This is a genomic window from Paenibacillus sp. FSL M7-0656, from assembly GCF_038003225.1.
Lineage (GTDB): Bacteria > Bacillota > Bacilli > Paenibacillales > Paenibacillaceae > Paenibacillus > Paenibacillus amylolyticus.
Map to the genome: position 1 here is coordinate 6,095,118 of NZ_JBBOOT010000001.1, position 17,902 is coordinate 6,113,019.

At 43.9% G+C, this 17,902-nt stretch carries 12 protein-coding genes; 9 read left to right on the forward strand and 3 right to left on the reverse strand.

Annotated features, from left to right (window positions below; all coding sequences use genetic code 11):
- Positions 1 to 5: 5 nt before the first annotated feature.
- The 4 genes from MHI01_RS26780 (at position 6) to MHI01_RS26795 (ending at position 6,979) form a co-directional block, all read left to right on the forward strand.
- Entirely contained in the window at positions 6 to 740 is a 735-nt protein-coding gene (locus MHI01_RS26780; RefSeq protein WP_264928297.1) for an OmpA/MotB family protein, read from the forward strand.
- Complete coding sequence (locus MHI01_RS26785) at positions 730 to 1,965, forward strand: hypothetical protein (protein WP_340984532.1); 1,236 nt, start codon at positions 730 to 732, stop codon at positions 1,963 to 1,965. The genes MHI01_RS26780 and MHI01_RS26785 overlap by 11 nt, the downstream gene beginning before the upstream one ends.
- Positions 1,966 to 2,007: 42 nt before the next feature.
- Entirely contained in the window at positions 2,008 to 4,737 is a 2,730-nt protein-coding gene (locus tag MHI01_RS26790) for a DEAD/DEAH box helicase (RefSeq protein ID WP_340984533.1), read from the forward strand.
- A gap of 82 nt (positions 4,738 to 4,819) precedes the next feature.
- A complete protein-coding gene (locus tag MHI01_RS26795; RefSeq protein ID WP_340984534.1) occupies positions 4,820 to 6,979 on the forward strand; it encodes a Z1 domain-containing protein in 2,160 nt (719 codons plus the stop codon).
- Positions 6,980 to 7,163: 184 nt separating this feature from the next.
- Here MHI01_RS26795 and MHI01_RS26800 read toward each other — a convergent pair whose 3' ends face one another.
- Positions 7,164 to 8,816, reverse strand: a complete 1,653-nt coding sequence (locus MHI01_RS26800; RefSeq protein WP_340984535.1) for an alkaline phosphatase — start codon at positions 8,814 to 8,816, stop codon at positions 7,164 to 7,166.
- 724 nt (positions 8,817 to 9,540) lie between these two features.
- Here MHI01_RS26800 and MHI01_RS26805 point away from each other — a divergent pair.
- Together MHI01_RS26805 and MHI01_RS26810 are read left to right on the forward strand one after the other, a co-directional pair.
- A complete protein-coding gene (locus MHI01_RS26805) occupies positions 9,541 to 11,784 on the forward strand; it encodes a carboxylesterase/lipase family protein (RefSeq protein WP_340984537.1) in 2,244 nt (747 codons plus the stop codon).
- 146 nt (positions 11,785 to 11,930) lie between these two features.
- A complete protein-coding gene (locus tag MHI01_RS26810; RefSeq protein ID WP_036668655.1) occupies positions 11,931 to 12,137 on the forward strand; it encodes a hypothetical protein in 207 nt (68 codons plus the stop codon).
- Between the two features lie 136 nt (positions 12,138 to 12,273).
- Here MHI01_RS26810 and MHI01_RS26815 read toward each other — a convergent pair whose 3' ends face one another.
- Positions 12,274 to 13,860: a choice-of-anchor I domain-containing protein gene (locus tag MHI01_RS26815; RefSeq protein WP_339283821.1), complete on the reverse strand. Its 1,587-nt coding sequence runs from the start codon at positions 13,858 to 13,860 to the stop codon at positions 12,274 to 12,276.
- Between the two features lie 322 nt (positions 13,861 to 14,182).
- On the opposite strand from MHI01_RS26815, the gene MHI01_RS26820 reads away from it, so the two are divergent.
- From MHI01_RS26820 to MHI01_RS26830, 3 genes are all read left to right on the forward strand, one after another.
- Entirely contained in the window at positions 14,183 to 15,142 is a 960-nt protein-coding gene (locus tag MHI01_RS26820; RefSeq protein WP_340984538.1) for a helix-turn-helix transcriptional regulator, read from the forward strand.
- Between the two features lie 110 nt (positions 15,143 to 15,252).
- A complete protein-coding gene (locus MHI01_RS26825; protein ID WP_340984539.1) occupies positions 15,253 to 16,455 on the forward strand; it encodes an MFS transporter in 1,203 nt (400 codons plus the stop codon).
- Positions 16,456 to 16,646: 191 nt separating this feature from the next.
- Positions 16,647 to 17,090, forward strand: a complete 444-nt coding sequence (locus MHI01_RS26830; protein ID WP_036617413.1) for an Hsp20/alpha crystallin family protein — start codon at positions 16,647 to 16,649, stop codon at positions 17,088 to 17,090.
- 122 nt (positions 17,091 to 17,212) lie between these two features.
- Here MHI01_RS26830 and MHI01_RS26835 read toward each other — a convergent pair whose 3' ends face one another.
- Complete coding sequence (locus MHI01_RS26835) at positions 17,213 to 17,860, reverse strand: Imm50 family immunity protein (protein WP_282320585.1); 648 nt, start codon at positions 17,858 to 17,860, stop codon at positions 17,213 to 17,215.
- Positions 17,861 to 17,902: the final 42 nt, after the last annotated feature.

The following is a 17,902-nucleotide window of genomic DNA, read 5'->3' on the forward strand; positions in this document are numbered from 1 at the left end:
GCATTTTGGCTAGAGGATTTCGCAATGAGCGGCATATGTCACGAGCGCATGAAGGTGAAAAGGAGAGTTTTTGGGTATCTTATACCGATCTAATGTCGGCGTTGCTTGTCATTTTTGCCCTCGTACTCATGATTACCATATATAATACGCAATCGGCGTATGAAGAGAAAGAAGCAGCAATCAATGAAAAAAATCAGATGATTGAGGAAGTCATCGGTGTCAAATCGGAAATTATTCAGGAATTAATCAAAGCATTTAAAGATTCGGACCTAGCTCTGGAAGTCGATCCCCAGACAGGAGCAATCCGCTTCTCTGGCGGGGTATTCTTCGATTCGAATAGCAGTCAAGTTTCGGCTAAAGGAAGAACGTATTTGGAACAGTTCATTCCGCAGTATATCAATATTCTACTGTCCGACCGTTTTCGCGATGAAATATCGCAAATTATCGTAGAAGGCCATACGGATACCGCTGGCGGATACCTCTACAATCTGAAGCTTTCACAAGATCGCGCACTTTCTGTTGTTGAGCAAGTATTTCAGCCTAATTTCCCGGATTTCCAATATAAAGAAGAGCTAAAATCAGTCATTACGGCCAATGGTCGTTCCTTTAGTATACCGATCTTGAAAAAAGATGGGAAAATTGATGCAAATAAGTCCAGACGGGTGGAATTCAAATTCCGTTTGAAAGACGATCAACTATTGGATCAACTTCAAGGGTTAGGTGAGAGAGATGGAAATTAATCAATACTTTTATCAATTCTCGTTTAAACCACAACTGCTTACCGAAGAAAGAATTAAAATGGAACGGAAATACAAAAACAAACAGGCGGATATTATCCGGCAGCGCAGTAGAATGTTGCTTCCGAAATTGATAGAGATCATTCGCGCTACCCCCATGGAAGATGTTGAGGAATTGGCGCACTCACTGAAGAAAATGGAAGTGCTAATGCTGATCTATAGCGAATATCCATTTCCTAATGAAAATCAGGATACAAGGCAGAAAATTAATCGTATTTTAACAGCGCGTTACTCTGTGGAAGTAGGAAAGACCGCATGGGTAATCTTCCAGCATCAATATGAAGAACCTTACTTGCTGGATCTTTTGCGCTCAATCTATCAAGTCGACCAGTTTGGGTTTATGTTGCTTGACGATAAGATCCAGTACCACATGGATAATGTGATGTACCACAAGTCTGGTGTTGTACAGGGGATTACTTCTGCTCTCCTGCTGATGGGAACCAATACGACAGACGCATTCCATGCTTTAAAGATTGAACAAGAATCCAAGTTGGAATCGACTTTGATGCGAAAAATATTGGAGCAAGGACTCTCGCAAGATCATATGATTAATCGGGATGGAACCGATTTTATTGTTCGACTGCTAGAGAATTATTCAATGCACGAATACAAACAGCTCATTAAAAACTATTTTGAGCCACGTAAATACACTCAATTTCATGTCGCAATTGTTCAGCAGGCCGTAGCCAGGTTGAGAGATCCCAGGGAACGCGTCACGGATTGGCAATTTCTAAGTTCCGGTGCTCTTGAAGAAGTCAAACGCTGGCTTATCCAGAAGAAACTGCAGATTCTATTCGAAAACGACCAAGATAACCAACGATTGAACTATTGGAAAAAATTCATTGATTATATGCAGGACGTAGAGCTTGTCCAGGATCCCATGATCGCTTTTATACACTTCGATAACTTCGTTGTGGTTGAATACGGTCAGATGGGGGCGGCCTATTTCTATCATCGTGAAGGATTTGAGAAAATCATTCGTCCGATAAGCACATCACCGACTTTTAGAAACAGCAGGAGCCGCAGCAATAAAGAAAGCATGCTTAAAGTACCTGAATCCAGTCGAGCAGGTGTCCAGCTATTTATAGAGAAATTGGGTCATCATGGTCGAAGCTGGGATGATAAGTTCGATAGCTATATGAGACAGTATTTAAACGGAAGATTTTAGAGAATAGGAAGGCGAAGGCAGATGGCAGGTCTCTTTGGTTTCTTGAGCAAGCGTCGAAAGTCGACAGATTCTATAGTTTCGGACATACAGGTTGAGAAGGAAATGGTTCCGAACGGGCTATTGTATTCCATTGTCAGAGAAGAAAAGGCACTACAATTTCCGCTTGGTCTAAGAATCTCCGAACTTCGACAGATCAGTAACGCTGAGCTGTTAGAGACTCTGGAAGACATGTGGTTCGAGGGATATTTGGATAAACAAGATAGCAATTATGTATTAAATACAGATAAATTTGATGATGTACCACCAGAACTGCGGGAGAGATTGGGCATTCCTGCATCGAAGAAGCTTGACCTGAAGTTAGGCCACGAGAGCGCAGTGGGAACGGCTCATTTTAAATTCGTGCTGGAAAAGGCTTGTGGTTCGTGGAGTCATTTGGAGCGAACTGCAAAAAGGATTGGGCCATGGTTGGTGTTACCCGATCAGCAGGTATTGCTTATGGATTCGGAGCAATATCAATTTCAACAGCTGATTGATCAGGCTCCTAATCCATTGGATCAGGAACGTATCTTCAGCTATGTTGCGGAAGTTCGTCATTGGGCAATACATCATGATTATCCTATGGATGACTATCTGCTACATCAGGAATATCTGTTTGTTGATAAAGTGGATCTTGGATTGGAATACAATTCGGAAGGTGTTTCGTTTCATCCGGAGTACCACTCATCAGATCCAATTAGCCCCGATTTGTTAAATGAAATGGGTTCTTCCGCTAGTCGTTATGCCGTGGATCGTCAGCGGAGAAAAGTATTTGTGAAGCCCTCAGTTGTAGATCATGCCGATCGTATTCGAGAATTACCAAAGATTCAAGGAGCGGATATCCCGAAATTTGCTGAAAATCCTGAAGCATATGTACCTGAAATGGAAGGTATTGATTTGTCCCTGTTTGGTGAACGGGTAAAGTCACTAGGTATTCGAGTCTATAAAGCCCAGCCATTTGTGCATGCTACTGAACAAGAGCGAGGATGGTTCGAATTGGATTTTGGCTTTTCCGCGCAAGACGAGACTGGGGAAGTACAGCAAACGTGGGAAGCTTCTGACATGTTGGATTTGATCTCAAAGGCCAAGGAGAAAGGCGAGGACTACATAGAATGGAATGGCAGCTGGCTTAAATTGCCGCAAGATGCTGAGGCCTTTGTAGAAACTACGGATACGGCAAAACGAGAAATGTTTAGTGAAGGTAACTTGGTAGATATAACGAAGCTGCCGTATGTGTTGGAGATTTACGAGAACATCAGTCAATTGGAGTTTAATCAGCCGATTCTGCAAGCGCAGCAAGAGATGCAGGATCTGGGAGTGTTCTCAAACCAGCCGCCTGAAGCATTTATTGCTTCCCTGAAACCATTCCAGGCAGATGGATTCGTATGGATGAAATCACTCCATTATCGCAAATTGGGAGGTCTATTGGCTGATGATATGGGGCTTGGGAAAACGATACAAGTGATTTCTTTCCTGTCTTATCTCCAGGAAATCGGAAGACTTACGCCAACATTAGTTGTGGTGCCCAAGACACTCATGGACAACTGGGAGAAGGAAGTGCGCAAATTTGCTCCTTACTTGCTGAAGTCGCTGTACCTTCATAGGGGAACGGAGCGGTTGAAGGATGCGGTGGAACTGAGGCACATTGGCATCACAGTAACAACGTATCATACCTTAGTGAAGGACCAACTGTCGTTTGGACAAGTGAACTGGCAGGTGGTGATCTGTGATGAAGCACAGGCCATCAAAAATCCCTCAACGGCTGCCTCCAAGGTGCTGAAAGCGATGAAGTCCAAATTCCGTCTCGCCATGACAGGAACCCCTGTGGAGAACGGATTGAGTGAGTTGTGGTCTATCATGGATTATGTGCAGCCAGGATTATTGGGCAGTCTCAGTCAGTTCAAGGAAGAATTTGTGAACAAGCTTACTACAGACTCAAGAGACACTGATGTCGAGCAGCAGCTTCTGGCTCGAATTGCGATGGTGTACAAGCGCCGCACGAAATCAGAAGAACTCGGGGATCAATTGCCGACCAAGCAGGCTGTCATTACCAATGTGCCTTTGGGAACGGAACAGGAACGTTTGTATAGCGAAGTAATCACCTTGGTCAAAAATAAAACGATGGACGGTTTGCAGGCTATTCAAAAACTAAAAGCGTTGAGCTCTCATCCGGGGTTGATTGCTGACCAATACATGAATATACCGTACCAGCAAGTACCCAAGCTTAGAGAAACGGTGGAACTGATTCGTCAAGTCAAAGCAAAAGGGGAAAAAGTCCTTATCTTCACCGAATATATCAAGATGCAGGACATTTTACGAACAACGGTACGTGACTGCTTTGAGATCACGCCAATGATCATTAACGGCATGACCGATCGCAGACAAGAGCAAGTGGATCGCTTTAACAGTAACGTTGGCTTCGATGTGATGATTTTGTCTCCGAAAGCTGCAGGAACAGGACTGACCATTACTTCAGCCAATCATGTGATCCATTACACGCGCTGGTGGAATCCGGCAGTTGAAAATCAGGCTACAGACCGCGTATACCGGATTGGGCAGGACAAGCCTGTAACGGTATATTACCCTATTGTTGCGGACACACAAGGCATGACCAAACAAGGTTCAGTTGAAGAGATCGTGCATCGGATTTTAAGTGAAAAACAGGAGATGGCTTCATCTGTCATCGTATCCAGTAAGAAATTAAGTGTTGAAGATGAAGTGTTGAAGGGGATATAAACTGAGTTATTCTATTTTTATGGGCTTATTTTAACTGCATATTGTAGGTGGAATTTTATTTGGAAAGGATGTATCAGAATATATGATTAATACTCTCAATTTAACGGGGGATTTCTTTACATATTTACAAAAAAAGAATAGTTATTCCTCTGAGTTAATCGAATGTATGGAGCGGACAGTCAGAAATTTACTCGATATAAAAACAACGGTAGACCGGCCAGGGATGCTCCTTGGGAAAATTCAATCAGGAAAAACCAGGACTTTCCTCGGAGTGATGTCACTAGCCTATGATAATGGGTATGATATTGTTATTGTACTGACAAAAGGTACAAAGGCTCTTACACAACAAACTTTGGAAAGGTTAAAGTCGGAGTTTAAGGATTTAAATGATCAAGATTATATGCAAATTTATGACATTATGGTAATGCCAACATTGACAAGATATGAGCGTAATCAGAAGCTTGTCTTTGTAGTGAAAAAGGAAACAAAGAATATGGATAGGTTACATCAAGCGTTCTTTGAAATTTATCCTGATCTTGTAAATAAAAAGATACTCATAATTGACGATGAAGCCGATTTTGCTAGTATTGGTTTTTCTAAAAAGAAAGATGAAGAGCCGGAGATTAAGAAAATAGCAGGGAAAATTAATGAATTCAGAAAATTAGTAAAGGATTGTAGCTTTCTACAAGTAACGGCTACTCCTTATTCGCTATATTTGCAACCTGAGGATATTGTTGTTGACTCGGAGGTTTTTAAACCGATTAAACCTGTTTTTACAGAACTTGTACCTATTCATGACAAATATATTGGTGGAGAATATTACTTTAAAGAAAGTGAAGAAGAGGGCACTATTGCTTATCATCTATTTGAGAAGGTTCCTCAGGAAGAATTATCTGTCTTGAAAAAAGAAGATAGGCGTGTTTTCAAAACTGAAGAATGTTTATACAGTAACAAAATTAAATCGCTTCGAGATGCTATTGTCAATTTTATAATAGGGGGCTGTATACGTCGCATACAAGATAGACAAAACCAAAAAGTTATAAAAAAATTTAGCTTTATAATACACACAGAGCTGGGGAAATCTGCACATGAATGGCAAGAGAGCATTGTAGATTCTATTGTTTCTAAACTAGCAGATGAATCTAAAGAAAGTTCGCATCTTTTTGATCGACTTGTAAAAGAGGCATATGAAAATTTAAAAGACTCAATTAAACTTTCTAATTTACTAATGCCAGATATTTTGCAAGTTAATACTGAAGCAAAACAAGCTTTAGATGAAGGTCACATTATGATAACCAAAGTGAATTCCGAGAAGGATGTAAGTGAGTTGCTTGATGCATCTGGACAATTAAAGCTGAGAACACCTCTTAATATTTTTATTGGAGGACAAATACTAGATCGTGGAATTACTATAGGAAACTTGATTGGTTTCTATTACGGGAGACGACCAAAGACATTCCAGCAGGATACGGTCTTACAGCATTCACGTATGTATGGGGCAAGACCTATCGAGGACCTAACAGTGACACGGTTCTACACAACAGAAGGTATTTATTCCGTGATGCAACGTATTCATGAATTTGATTCAGCTCTTCGTGAAGCTTTTGAGAAGGGGAGCCATGAAAACGGTGTTGTATTTATACAAAAGGATTTATGGAGTCAAATTGTTCCTTGTTCACCTAATAAAATATTACTATCTAACACTACTACATTAAGACCAAAGGCCCGGCTCTTACCGGTTGGATTTAAGGTCAGAGCTAAAACACATGTTTTAAAACCAGTTGAGGCAATCAACACAATCATTGAGAGATACTGCAAAGATGTAAGTGATTCTCCAGAACCTTTTCTTATGGGGGTGGAGGATGTATTAAAAATAATAGATTATGTTGGACAAACATTTGAAGAGGGACATTCTTGGAATCAAAATGCGTTCATGGCAAGTATTCAATACTTAACTTCTATACCTAAAAATGAAGAGGATAAAGGGAAGGTCTGGATCATATTAAGAAAAGATAGAGATATATCGAGAGAGAAGAAAGATGGGCGATTAGAAAACTCTCCAGATTCTTATCAAGAGAAAGGTCTTGCAAAAGAAATAGCGGTAAATATTCCCGCAATTATACTTCTTAAACAGAATGGTACAGCCGAGGGATGGAGAGGTCATCCTTTTTATTGGCCAGTCCTTGTGGCCCCTCAAAAAATGAAAACAGTTGTATTTGCTAATCATTTGTACACAGATTGAGAAACGTATCACTTTAACTTTAAAAGATGGTCATTACAGTTTAAGATGGTTTGAGATAAAGCGGAACCTAAAATTCTTCATAAGAATCTAGTAATAAAACTAAAGCCTTAAACGTAAAAACTGCCGAGATTTTACCTCGGCAGTTTTTAAAGAGGATTCTTCATAGGTCAGGCATGCTCTTTTTTTATTGAATCAGATCAACGGCCGTTTGTGGTACAAATGCCTCTACGCCGTTATACACAATGACACTCTCCAAAGTTGTCTTTTTACCGTTCACCAGTGCAATATTTTTGTAGATTTGCAGTTCCAGTTTGGTGTTGCCTTTTGTAACGAGAATCTTCTGATTTTTGGCGTCCGTCAGGTCCAGTTTGTACGTCGCGCCTTTGGCCGTAAATGCTTGTTTGGCAGGTACAAACAATTGTTTGCTCACGCTGTCGAGATCCAGATCCAGTACACGTGCCATATACTTTGCTACATCCGTGTTGTCGATTACACCGAATGGACGGTCATTGTTCGGAGCATACGTGTACAGCACAACATCTCCACCTGTATGACCACCGGTTGTCCAGCCGATCCCTGCACGTTTGCTAATCATTGGACCGATTGCATAGTTAAGACTGCCCGGCTCGGCCGCTTTAATGGTGGCAATCTCCTCGGAAGTAAGATCGATAATGCCATAATATTGTTTCATCACTGCTTTGATGTTTGTACGCTTGGCATTCAGCTTCGCTTCAACGCCCTCGCCTGTCAGTTTGGCCTTTTTCAAAGGTCCGATAAATGTGGACAACGGCTCTTTGTCATAAGTGCCGGAAGTTGCGTTGTTACCAATGGTGAGTCCACCATTACCATGGTCCGTAACAGCCACAACGGCAGTCTCTCCATCCGCTTTAGCAAAATCCATGGCTACTTTTACGGCATCGTCAAAAGCCAGCACGTCACTGATAATACCAATCGGATCATTGGCGTGAGCTGCCCAGTCCACTTTACTGCCTTCGACCATGAGGAAGAAGCCATCTTTGTCTTTGGACAGTACTTCAATGGCTTTGGATGTCATCTCGGCAAGGCTTGGCTGCTTTGCTGGATCACGGTCCATATTATAAGCCATGCCTGCGGGTGCAAACATACCCCACAGCTTGTTCGAATCGGAGGCTTTCATTGCAGCTGGTGTAGTGACGTAATCGTAACCCAGTGCCTTGATGGACGAAATCAGATTCTCGCCGTCTTTACGTCCGGCTGGCTCAAGATATTTGCTACCTCCGCCCAATACAACATCCATGCCATTGTAGACTTGCTGTTTGCTGAGTGCATCATAGTTTTTACGGTCCGGATAGTGAGAGGAGAAGTCCGCTGGTGTGGCGTGCATAATCTCGGATGTAGCGATAATGCCAGTTGCTTTACCCGCCAGTTTGGAAGCTTCCAGTACAGAAGCGATCGGTTTTCTTTCGTCTCCAGGCGCAATAGCCTTTTGCCCAGGCATGGTAGCCTTGTCCGGCAGTACACCAACAAATCCGGTATGAGATTTATAACCTGTAGCAAAAGCAGTTCCGGCAGGGGCCGAGTCCGCAATCGGCGCATCGGCGGAGTGTGTCCGAACCATGCCGCTTGCCATGGAGTCCAGTGTCAGGGACGAGCCCTTATACCAGCGAGCCAGAGCGGTAGCATCGTTAGCCATACCGTCAGGAATCAGAATAATCACATTTTTAATCGGTGATGCAGATGTCGTTGAGGTGGTGTCTTCCACAGCCCACGCTGCACTGCTACCTCCGAGTGTAGCCGTAATAATTGTTGTCACCGCGAGCATCATTTTGGCTGCACGGACATTAAACCGGTTTAACATGAATGCATCCTCCTAGAATATATGTATAGTTTGGTATCCCAAACCAAGTGTATACAACAATTGCTAAACTAACGTATGAAATGGATTAACTATATGTAAAATTTACGATTAGTGAAGGGTGCTGGAATTCAGGTGAACTGGACAAAAAGAGGAGTCGACGAATTAAGAGACAGTATTTATAGATCATCATGTTGTAAGTTGAGTTTAAACCCGCATGAGAACGCAGTTTTTTAATGTTACCCTTTCAGAGATATATATTGACGATTAAAAAAAGATATTGCGAACGCTTACATTATGTGCTAACATCACCATAACAACAGGATTGTAACCGTGTTTAGGGCAATACCTGTGTCAGTTCATTCGTTGGTTGTTTGTTCATCAAACGATTGATTGCGTTTACATTTTCATATGGAATGAACCTCATTCCTCAGGGTTGTTACTGATTGCAGGCAAAACCTGAATTGAGGGCAGTAGACCACGCTAAAGCGATGTCTGTTTGCCTTCGATTCAGGTTTTTTCATATAAAAAATGCCTGATGGCATGACCGCAAGCGCCGTAGCAGATATTTCGAGCAGAAAGGAGCGCAGCAGATTTAATTTTTTCATAAATAGAGATATAGACTCATCCAGACATTGGAATACTGATTCTTAGATACGCAACTCAAATGGACATTCCAATGAACTTATCCCATCACACACTATTCGACAGCGAGGAGATTTATGACATGAAAACCATTAAACGTTCGATTGCTGTAGCAACCATTCTGGGGTTATGTGTATCCGCTCTACCAGCTTATGCAGCAGGCAATACAGGACCTTCTTCTTCAGCAGCGATGGACAAGCTGATCCAATCCGAGCTGATTCGCGGTAGCGGTCAAGGTGTTAATGCAGCTTATCTGAACAAAAAGGCTACACGCATTCAGGCCGCAGTACTTTACTTGCGTTTGTCCGGATTGGAGAAAGAAGCACTCGCTTATCAGGGATCGGAAACGTACGACGATGCGGCTCAGGCAGGCAAAGTATTACAACCGGTCGTTGGTTACTTGAAGCAGCATCCATATGTGTCTGAGATCGTAACAGGAACGGAGAAGTTTGAACCTAATGCACCCCTTACAGCGGAAGGTTATGCCGAAATGCTGCTGAAGGTGCTTGGATATGAAGCAGGTACGGATTATGAGCAGGGATCGGCTTCCACCTATGCGGCTGGGAAAGGAATCATGGCGCTTCAAGGGAAGGGAGCGAGTCAACTTACCAACCGCCTAATGGCAGAGGCAACCGCACAGGCTTTGCAGATACAGCTCAAGAATGGCAGTGGAACCTTGGAGCAGAGTTGGTTGAAACATAAAGAAGCTGGAGCGTTCAAACCTCAAACGGTGCAACAGACCAAGTATGGCACAATTGATGGCAAAACCTATGAGCAATATGGCACGCTCGGTTGGCTTGGTGTTCCTTACGCGGCACCTCCGGTAGGGGAACTGCGCTGGAAAGCCCCGCAAGAACCGGAATCATGGACAGGAACCAGATCGGCTAAGGAATTTGCAGCGAACAGCTTGCAGATCTCCGGCAAGACTACAGCGGGAAGCGAAGATTCGTTGTATCTTAATATCTGGCGTCCCGACACAACCAGTTCGAAACTTCCGGTTATGGTGTTCCTGCACGGCGGCGGGAATATGACCGGATCAGGTAAAGATTTTCAAGGTGAACAGCTTGCACGGAGCACCAACAGCATTATCATCTCAGTGAATTACCGTTTGGGAGCCCTTGGATTCTTCGAGAATGCAGCGCTGAAAACAGGGAATGCCCTGGATGACTCAGGTAACTATGGTCTGCTTGACGCATTCCGTGCATTGGAGTGGGTACAGGATAATATCGAAGGTTTTGGCGGAGATACAGGCAATGTTACATTGGCCGGACAATCTGCTGGTGCACGTGATGTACTGGCAACGCTGATCTCGCCACTTAGCAAAGGTTTGTATCAAAAAGCAGTTGCTTTCAGCGGAGGATTGACGACAGCATCACCGGAAGAAGGCGAGCAAAAATCCGAGGATGTACTTGTGAAGCTACTGGTGCAAGAGGGGAAAGCGGCTACCGCAGAAGAAGCAAAAGCGTGGATTGGCAAGCAGTCTCAGGCACAGCGAGAGAGTTACCTGCGTGCACTGCCTGCGGACAAGCTGGTCACAGCGTTTGGTGCAACCGCAATCCGTATGGACCCATTCCCGCATCTGTTCCGTGATGGCACAGTGATTCCAAAAGAAGGATTTGACGCCATCAATAATGGCAATTATAAAAAAGTACCTGTATTGCTCGGCAGCTTGGAAACGGAGTTCTCCGGTTTTGCCTTCGGTGATCCAAACTTCTCTCCATCCATCACGGATGAGACTTTGTTTACCGATAAAACCAAGGCGGAGCAATATGCTGCTGCGTTGAAATATGGTAGCGAAGCTTATGCAGGCTTTAATGCAGAGCGTGTAGCGGAGCAATTGACCAGTGAAGCAGGTCAACCACCAGTATATGCGTATCGTTTTGCATGGGGCACACAACCTGGAGTCATCTCTGAGCGTTTGCTCACGTTACTGGGCGCACCACATGGTGCGGATATGGACTTCTATACAGGACACGCAGACGGAATTGCTGCTTATTTCCCTGATGGGTACTTTAGCGATACAAACAAACCAGGACGTGCTCAGTTGTCCGCCGCGATGGCAGCATATCTGAAGCAGTTCCTGTACACAGGCAATCCAGGCACGGGTGGATCACCTGATCTAGCGGCATGGACACCTTGGACGAAAGATGCTCAAGCCCCAATCATGCGTCTGGATGCTAGCAATACAACGGCAGAGATTGGCATGTCCACACAATATAATCAAGGCAAAGACGCCGTTATGGCAAAGATGAAAAAAGAATTGCCTGAAGAAACGTATAAACTGTTGACGGAAAAAGTGTTCGCAGGTCGTTTCTTCTGGGAATAAGGATCACCGGATAGGAAGGTATATATAGATAAATTGAAAGCCAAGGGAGCATGCTCTCTTGGCTTTTTATACTGTTCGTTATGCTTAATTATGGTATTGTTGTAAATATAAATTAATAGAATGTCGGAAAGGGGAAACGTAAAGTTATGATTAGCTCTATAGGTATTGCAGGTATTATAACGCTATTAATTTTCTTTATTATGATTGGTCTTGTATTATATCTGGTTTTCTATCTTGTGATGAAGAGGTCTGGCGTCAAAGAGGAAGTATCCGCATTAAGGATGGAAGTACGAGTGTTACAAGAGGAAGTAGAGCGGAACAGGCGGGAATTGGAAAATATGAAGCGTCGATAACCTTTACATCACTAGTTTTGGATACGCGGAATGGTGTGGGTACAGCAGTAGGAGAGGACAGGGGCTCTACGCCCCCACCTACTCAATACAACGTGAAACCGCTCATTTCAGTCTTTGTACGCCATGGATACTAAAACTATTTCTTGGCAAAAAAACTAAGGGTTCCAGTACTTTCATCTGCACTCACAAACAGGCTGCGTCCGTTAACACGATGAATTCCCTCTGGTGATTCTCCAGCTGTAGGAATCAGACCCAGGTAGTCCGGATTGACCGGATCAGCAAGATCAAAGAACAAAATGGCATCTGCCCGTTCAGAAGCTACGGCTGCATACGTAGTGCCGTCTACAGTAGCAACGGTCAGGTTCTCGACTTCGCTGCCTTTGTTGGGACTGCGATCATCCGGATACAAGCCGACCATAGCGGTTGCCTCGTCAATGAGATTCTGACTATCGTACATCCGCTGGCCTTGCAGATTCCAGACAGCGATATTACGTCCGCCTGCTTTTACACCATCCTCAAATTCATTCTTGCCTAAGTCCCCTTCATTGGCTGTCAGCAGGTATTTACCATCTGCCGAGAAAGCAATCCCATCCGGTTCATAACGAGCGGTCAACGTCTCTTTAAACTGAACGATACCGTCATCCTTCAGATCTGCTTGATGTGAAGTAGTACCGAGCGCGAAGATCGAGCTGATTTTTTTTGTCTCCAGATTTACGATGGCAACGACATTGTTTTCCTGTAGCGTGATGGCTGCTGTTTTGTTATCTGGACTAATGGCAACATACTCTGGTTGTGGATCATGCGGATAGATGGCGCCTTCTACATTGTCCAGAGATACTGGCAAGTTGGTGATTTCACCCTCCAATACGTTCCCGCCAGCAAAAGATACTACCATAATGCTACCCGGACGTTTGGTGTTGGCATAGTCAATTTCATCCGCAGCTTTATTCAGCTCCTCATCCTCTATCGCGATCACCGCATGCAGACCGTCAGGTGACAGTGCAATCGAGTCAGGACCAATGCCCAGTTCATACGTTTTGACGGTTTTGTAGGTTGCCAGATCCACAATGGCAAGTAACCCTTTGTTTGCTTCACTGTCCGTATCCCCTGTGCGAATAACTGCAAGACCATATTTGCCATCTTTGGACACGGTTACGCTTGTGACTTCAGCTTTGGCGGAGAGGTCATGGAAGCTGACCGTCTTTAATACGTTAATATTTTTCAGATCAGCAATATCCAGTATGGCAATGCTACCATTGTCTGCTTCGGTTACGAGCAGGCGCTGTCCATCTGGCGTAGAGGCTGATATTTCTGCTTTGCCACCAGGCATCTGAAACGATGCGGTCTGTTCAAAACCGGTTTTATTTTGTTTCAGGATCAGTTGATCCGTAATTAATTTTAGCGTTTGGGAAGATACATACGTTGTACCTTTGGTGATGTAGCTTTTACTGTCCAGAGGAGTTTTCACACCGTTGATGGTGACTGATGAAGTTCCTATAGGAAGTTGTACTTTAGTATCTGCGATCTGGATATCAACACTGCGACTGCTTCCGTTCCATGTGACCGTACCCTGCATATTTTGGATGGCTGTGCGCAGTACGACATGATCGTTGGTGGTTTTAGTTGCGTCAGCGGCATGAATCATTGATGTGTAGCTGGTTGCTCCTGCAGTAAGAATGGCAGTCATCGACAGAACGGCAAGCCATTGATTTCTCTTTTTCAATGTTACAGATCCCCTTTATCGTTTCGTGTGTAATGAGTTGTACAATTGTTTTAGTATAGGGAGCTTATGTTAAGGAGGGGTAAGAGAAGTCTGCGATTTGTGTAAAAGGTTAGATAAGAGATATTTTTCCAAATTGGATATGTAAGTTAACGTATAAAATGATGTTGCCACATGAAGAAAAAAAGCAGACGTGAACCTTCATATATATAGGACTGGTCGAACGGGCGAAAATACGCTAGAATTATAATTGAGAATCATTATCAATTAATTCAGGCTTTCTTTACTGACAAGTCTGATCAAGATATAGGCGAGGTGAATACCAATGCGCACGGATGATGCATTAGGCGTAGTATATCAGCATTACCTGACCCAGGAGCCTTACAGTCAGCAAGATGAACACACGTATCTGCTCTCTCCCAAGGCGGGAAGTGGCAATATTAAAAGAGTAACGACATACAGTGGCATTGAGATTTTATATTCCCAGGTTGAATATCATCAGCCTTATCCTACGTATTTTGCGTCGGAGACACCCATCGTGGAGTTGCAATTTGCCTTGTCAGGAGAGCGACATGTGGATATATCCGGTCAGGATTATTCATTATCGATAGGGCAAGGGGCCCTTATTTTTATGCATGATTTCGAAGCGTGGTTCCATCCTCCGACAAGGGAGCTGTATACGTCTTTTTCGCTGGGGATTCCGGTTTCTCTGTTTAATTATGCAGCAGCACAATTGGGCGGTTTCAAGTCGATTGCGTTTAATCAGGTGTTGGGACGAAAAGTGTTCAAGCCGATTGTATTTCAATTGGATAACCGGATACGAACGATGATTGACAGTCTGATTGTAGAATTAAACAATAGTTATCGATCATCCTTAATGATGGAAGCGACAGCCTTGGAGATCTTGAATCGATTTATGATCCAATTGTTTGATTTGGCGCCAATCCCCGCGGGATTCTCCAGAGAGGACATCCGGAAGTTACATACGGCACGGGAGATTATGGAGGCTTGTATGGTAGATCCTCCATCTTTGCTAGCATTGTCCAGACAGGTAGGTCTTAACGATTTTAAATTAAAAAAAGGATTCAAGGCACTTTTCGGAAGCACGGTGTTCGAATATTTGCGTCAGATTCGTCTCGACAACGCCATGAAGTTGCTGCGCAATCAGGATAACAACGTCACCGAGGCCGCGGTTGCGGTCGGTTACAGTAATGTCAGTGCCTTTTCGCAGCAATTTTATCGCAAATTCGGCGTGAAGCCTTCCGAGATGAAAAAGATTTATTAATAATCCGGTTTGCCGTGAATTGTTCCGTATAGAGGCAGTGGGGATTCATTCAGCCTTGTATACTCCAGGTACAGTGGGTACTGTACTGAAATATAGAGGAGTGTACAAACATGAATAGAATCAGAGGAAGTATTTTTTTTAGCGTATTTGCAGCCATGTTGGGTCTGATGCTGATTGCACCCATTATGCCACCACTTATTCGCGAGTTGGGCATGAAAGAAAGTCATTCCGGTCTTATTATCTCGCTTGGGTCCATTATGATGGCTGTCATGGCTCCGGTATGGGGCAGATGGAGTGATATAAGAGGAAGAAAACCCATCATATTGATTGGATTCATAGGTATGTCTGTGAGCTGTGCATTATTTGCACTGGCATTGTACGGGGGATTAAATGCATGGATCGGAGGGGGGCTCCTGTTAACCCTTCTGATTGTGACGCGCAGTCTGATCGGCATGTTCATTCCGGCGGTGCTGTCTTCTGCCCAAGCCTATATGGGTGATGTGACAGAAGGGGAAGAGCGGGGAAGCGGGATGGCGATTATCAGTGCTGCGAATGGACTGGGCCTTGTATTTGGACCTGCGATTGCAGGAGCTTTTACCCTTATCGGTCTGCTTTGGCCGCTTTATTTTGGCATTTTTATAGCGATAGCTGCGTTTATTATTGCCTTGTTGTTAATCCCGGCAGCCAAACCGGTCATTCAGGCAAAACCGCCTAAAGTCAACCCGTTCCAACGTGGTTTACGAATGTACCTTGCTGCCGGCTTAGTCACGATGATGGGTATCATGACACTACAGGTTGTCGGGGGATTTTATTTTCAGGATCAACTGGCTCTATCCTCAGCGGCGACGGCCCGAATGGTTTCGTTTGGACTCATGTTCTCTGGAGTAGCGATGTTGATCATGCAGGTCATTCAGATGAAATGGTTGAAATGGCAGCCACGCCCAATGATTTTGCTCGGGTCCCTTTTCCTGATCGCAAGCATGATCCTGTTTTTGGTCTTTAATGTGTTATCCATGTATTATTTCTCGTTTTTCCTGTTTGGCATGGGTTCGGGTCTGATGATGCCCGGGTTCATGGCAGGTGCTTCGCTGGCGGTTAGCAAAGAACAGCAGGGAGGTGCAGCGGGATTGGTAGCAGCGATTCAGGGGATATCCGCCGTCATTACGCCTTTACTTACAACGACACTTTATCAGGTGGACAAACATGTTCCATTTATGCTTGTAGCTGTTCTGGTTGTCTTGCTGGCAATCATGATGATGGGAATGCGGAAGAATGAATCCAATACTGTAACGGACCCCATTCATTCGTTATAGTCAGACAAAGTCAGAAGATCAAATAAGGTCAAAATAAAAGAAAATAGAATCTATTTTAAAATAGTGAACCATGATGAAAGAAAATCGGTTTTTTTGGTCTTTTACAGACTTTGAGCCTTATTTGCACGGGTATTATAATAATCAATGTAAGCAACACCAATAAACCAACCACACAAAAGGAGCTGATTTTCATGTTTGATCTGATTCCGTTTCGTAAACGAAATGAAGACCCGTTCGGACACATGTTGAAATCCTTCAATGACATGGTTGAGAACTCATTCCTCTCCCCTTTTGGAACTGGCTCCCAGCCATTCCGGACTGACATTCGTGAGGAAGAAGACAAATATTCGGTAGAAGCCGAGCTTCCGGGCATCGCCAAAGAGGACATAGACATTCAGGTTCAAGGTAATGAATTGATTATTCGTGCCAAACGCAATGATATAGTGGAGCAGAAGGATGACTCCAATCGAATCATACGGCAGGAGCGCCGTTCCGGCGAATTTATCCGGCGATTCTATGTTGATCATATTGATGAGGAGCATATTAAGGCCAAATTGGAAGAAGGTGTGCTGAAGCTCGAGATTCCAAAACGTCCTGGTGATGATCAATCTCGCAGACGCATTCAGATTGACTAAACCAGATGCAAAATGTGTAGCTGAAGAAGTTGAGCTATCCCTTTATGGTAATAGGCATGGAAGAACATCTGTAAAGATGTTTTGTCATGTTGTCCCATGAAGGGATTTTTTACATAACGGGGTTAATGGAATTGAATATGAATTGTGCTGCATAGGAATGTAGCGGAGAAGCCGGATACGGCATCCAAGTTAACACGAATCTGATCGGCTGCATTAGTGAAACCTAGCTGTAAACAAACGTTAGATGCCTCCACAGGGGAGAACATCTCTTGCTGAATATGTTCAAAATGGAAGTGCACCTGCTGTTCCCATTCCTGATCAGCATTATGCGTTAGCACAAGAGAGAGGGATTGTATATTTTGGACTGTTTCCAGCTGCACATCCGTAATTTCGTCATAATGGAAGGGAGGGAAATAGCCCAGAGTTTCGATTACATGTTGCGCTCCGAGAATGGAAGCCAAAGGAGAAAATTCACGTTCCAACCTCCGAATATCCATTAACTGTGCCTCGTACTGAGGACTTGTATAGAGCAGGAGAGAGTCTGGTTCGCATTCCACGACTGTTCCGATAAAAGCAGCCCAGTTCGCGGTACCTTCCTCACCAACGGTAACAAGCAGTTGATCTTGAGCAAGCAAGTCGATTGCCCTATTGGTATGGAATTTCACTCGAAAACCTTGTCCCTGTATCTGCCAGGGAGTCTGGGGTGCATACCAGAATGGTTCCCGCTCTACGGATCGGACGCTGACGTTTAATGTCCATGCTCTGTTCATTAGACTACCTCCAATTGCCACAAGCTGCGTGGCATCATCTCC

Coding starts and splice junctions, on each gene's coding strand:
- MHI01_RS26785 (WP_340984532.1), top strand. CDS start 730: ATGGAAATTAATCAATACTTTTATCAATTCTCGTTTAAACCACAACTG.
- MHI01_RS26795 (WP_340984534.1), top strand. CDS start 4,820: ATGATTAATACTCTCAATTTAACGGGGGATTTCTTTACATATTTACAA.
- MHI01_RS26800 (WP_340984535.1), bottom strand. CDS start 8,816: ATGTTAAACCGGTTTAATGTCCGTGCAGCCAAAATGATGCTCGCGGTG.
- MHI01_RS26805 (WP_340984537.1), top strand. CDS start 9,541: ATGAAAACCATTAAACGTTCGATTGCTGTAGCAACCATTCTGGGGTTA.
- MHI01_RS26810 (WP_036668655.1), top strand. CDS start 11,931: ATGATTAGCTCTATAGGTATTGCAGGTATTATAACGCTATTAATTTTC.
- MHI01_RS26820 (WP_340984538.1), top strand. CDS start 14,183: ATGCGCACGGATGATGCATTAGGCGTAGTATATCAGCATTACCTGACC.
- MHI01_RS26825 (WP_340984539.1), top strand. CDS start 15,253: ATGAATAGAATCAGAGGAAGTATTTTTTTTAGCGTATTTGCAGCCATG.
- MHI01_RS26830 (WP_036617413.1), top strand. CDS start 16,647: ATGTTTGATCTGATTCCGTTTCGTAAACGAAATGAAGACCCGTTCGGA.
- MHI01_RS26835 (WP_282320585.1), bottom strand. CDS start 17,860: ATGAACAGAGCATGGACATTAAACGTCAGCGTCCGATCCGTAGAGCGG.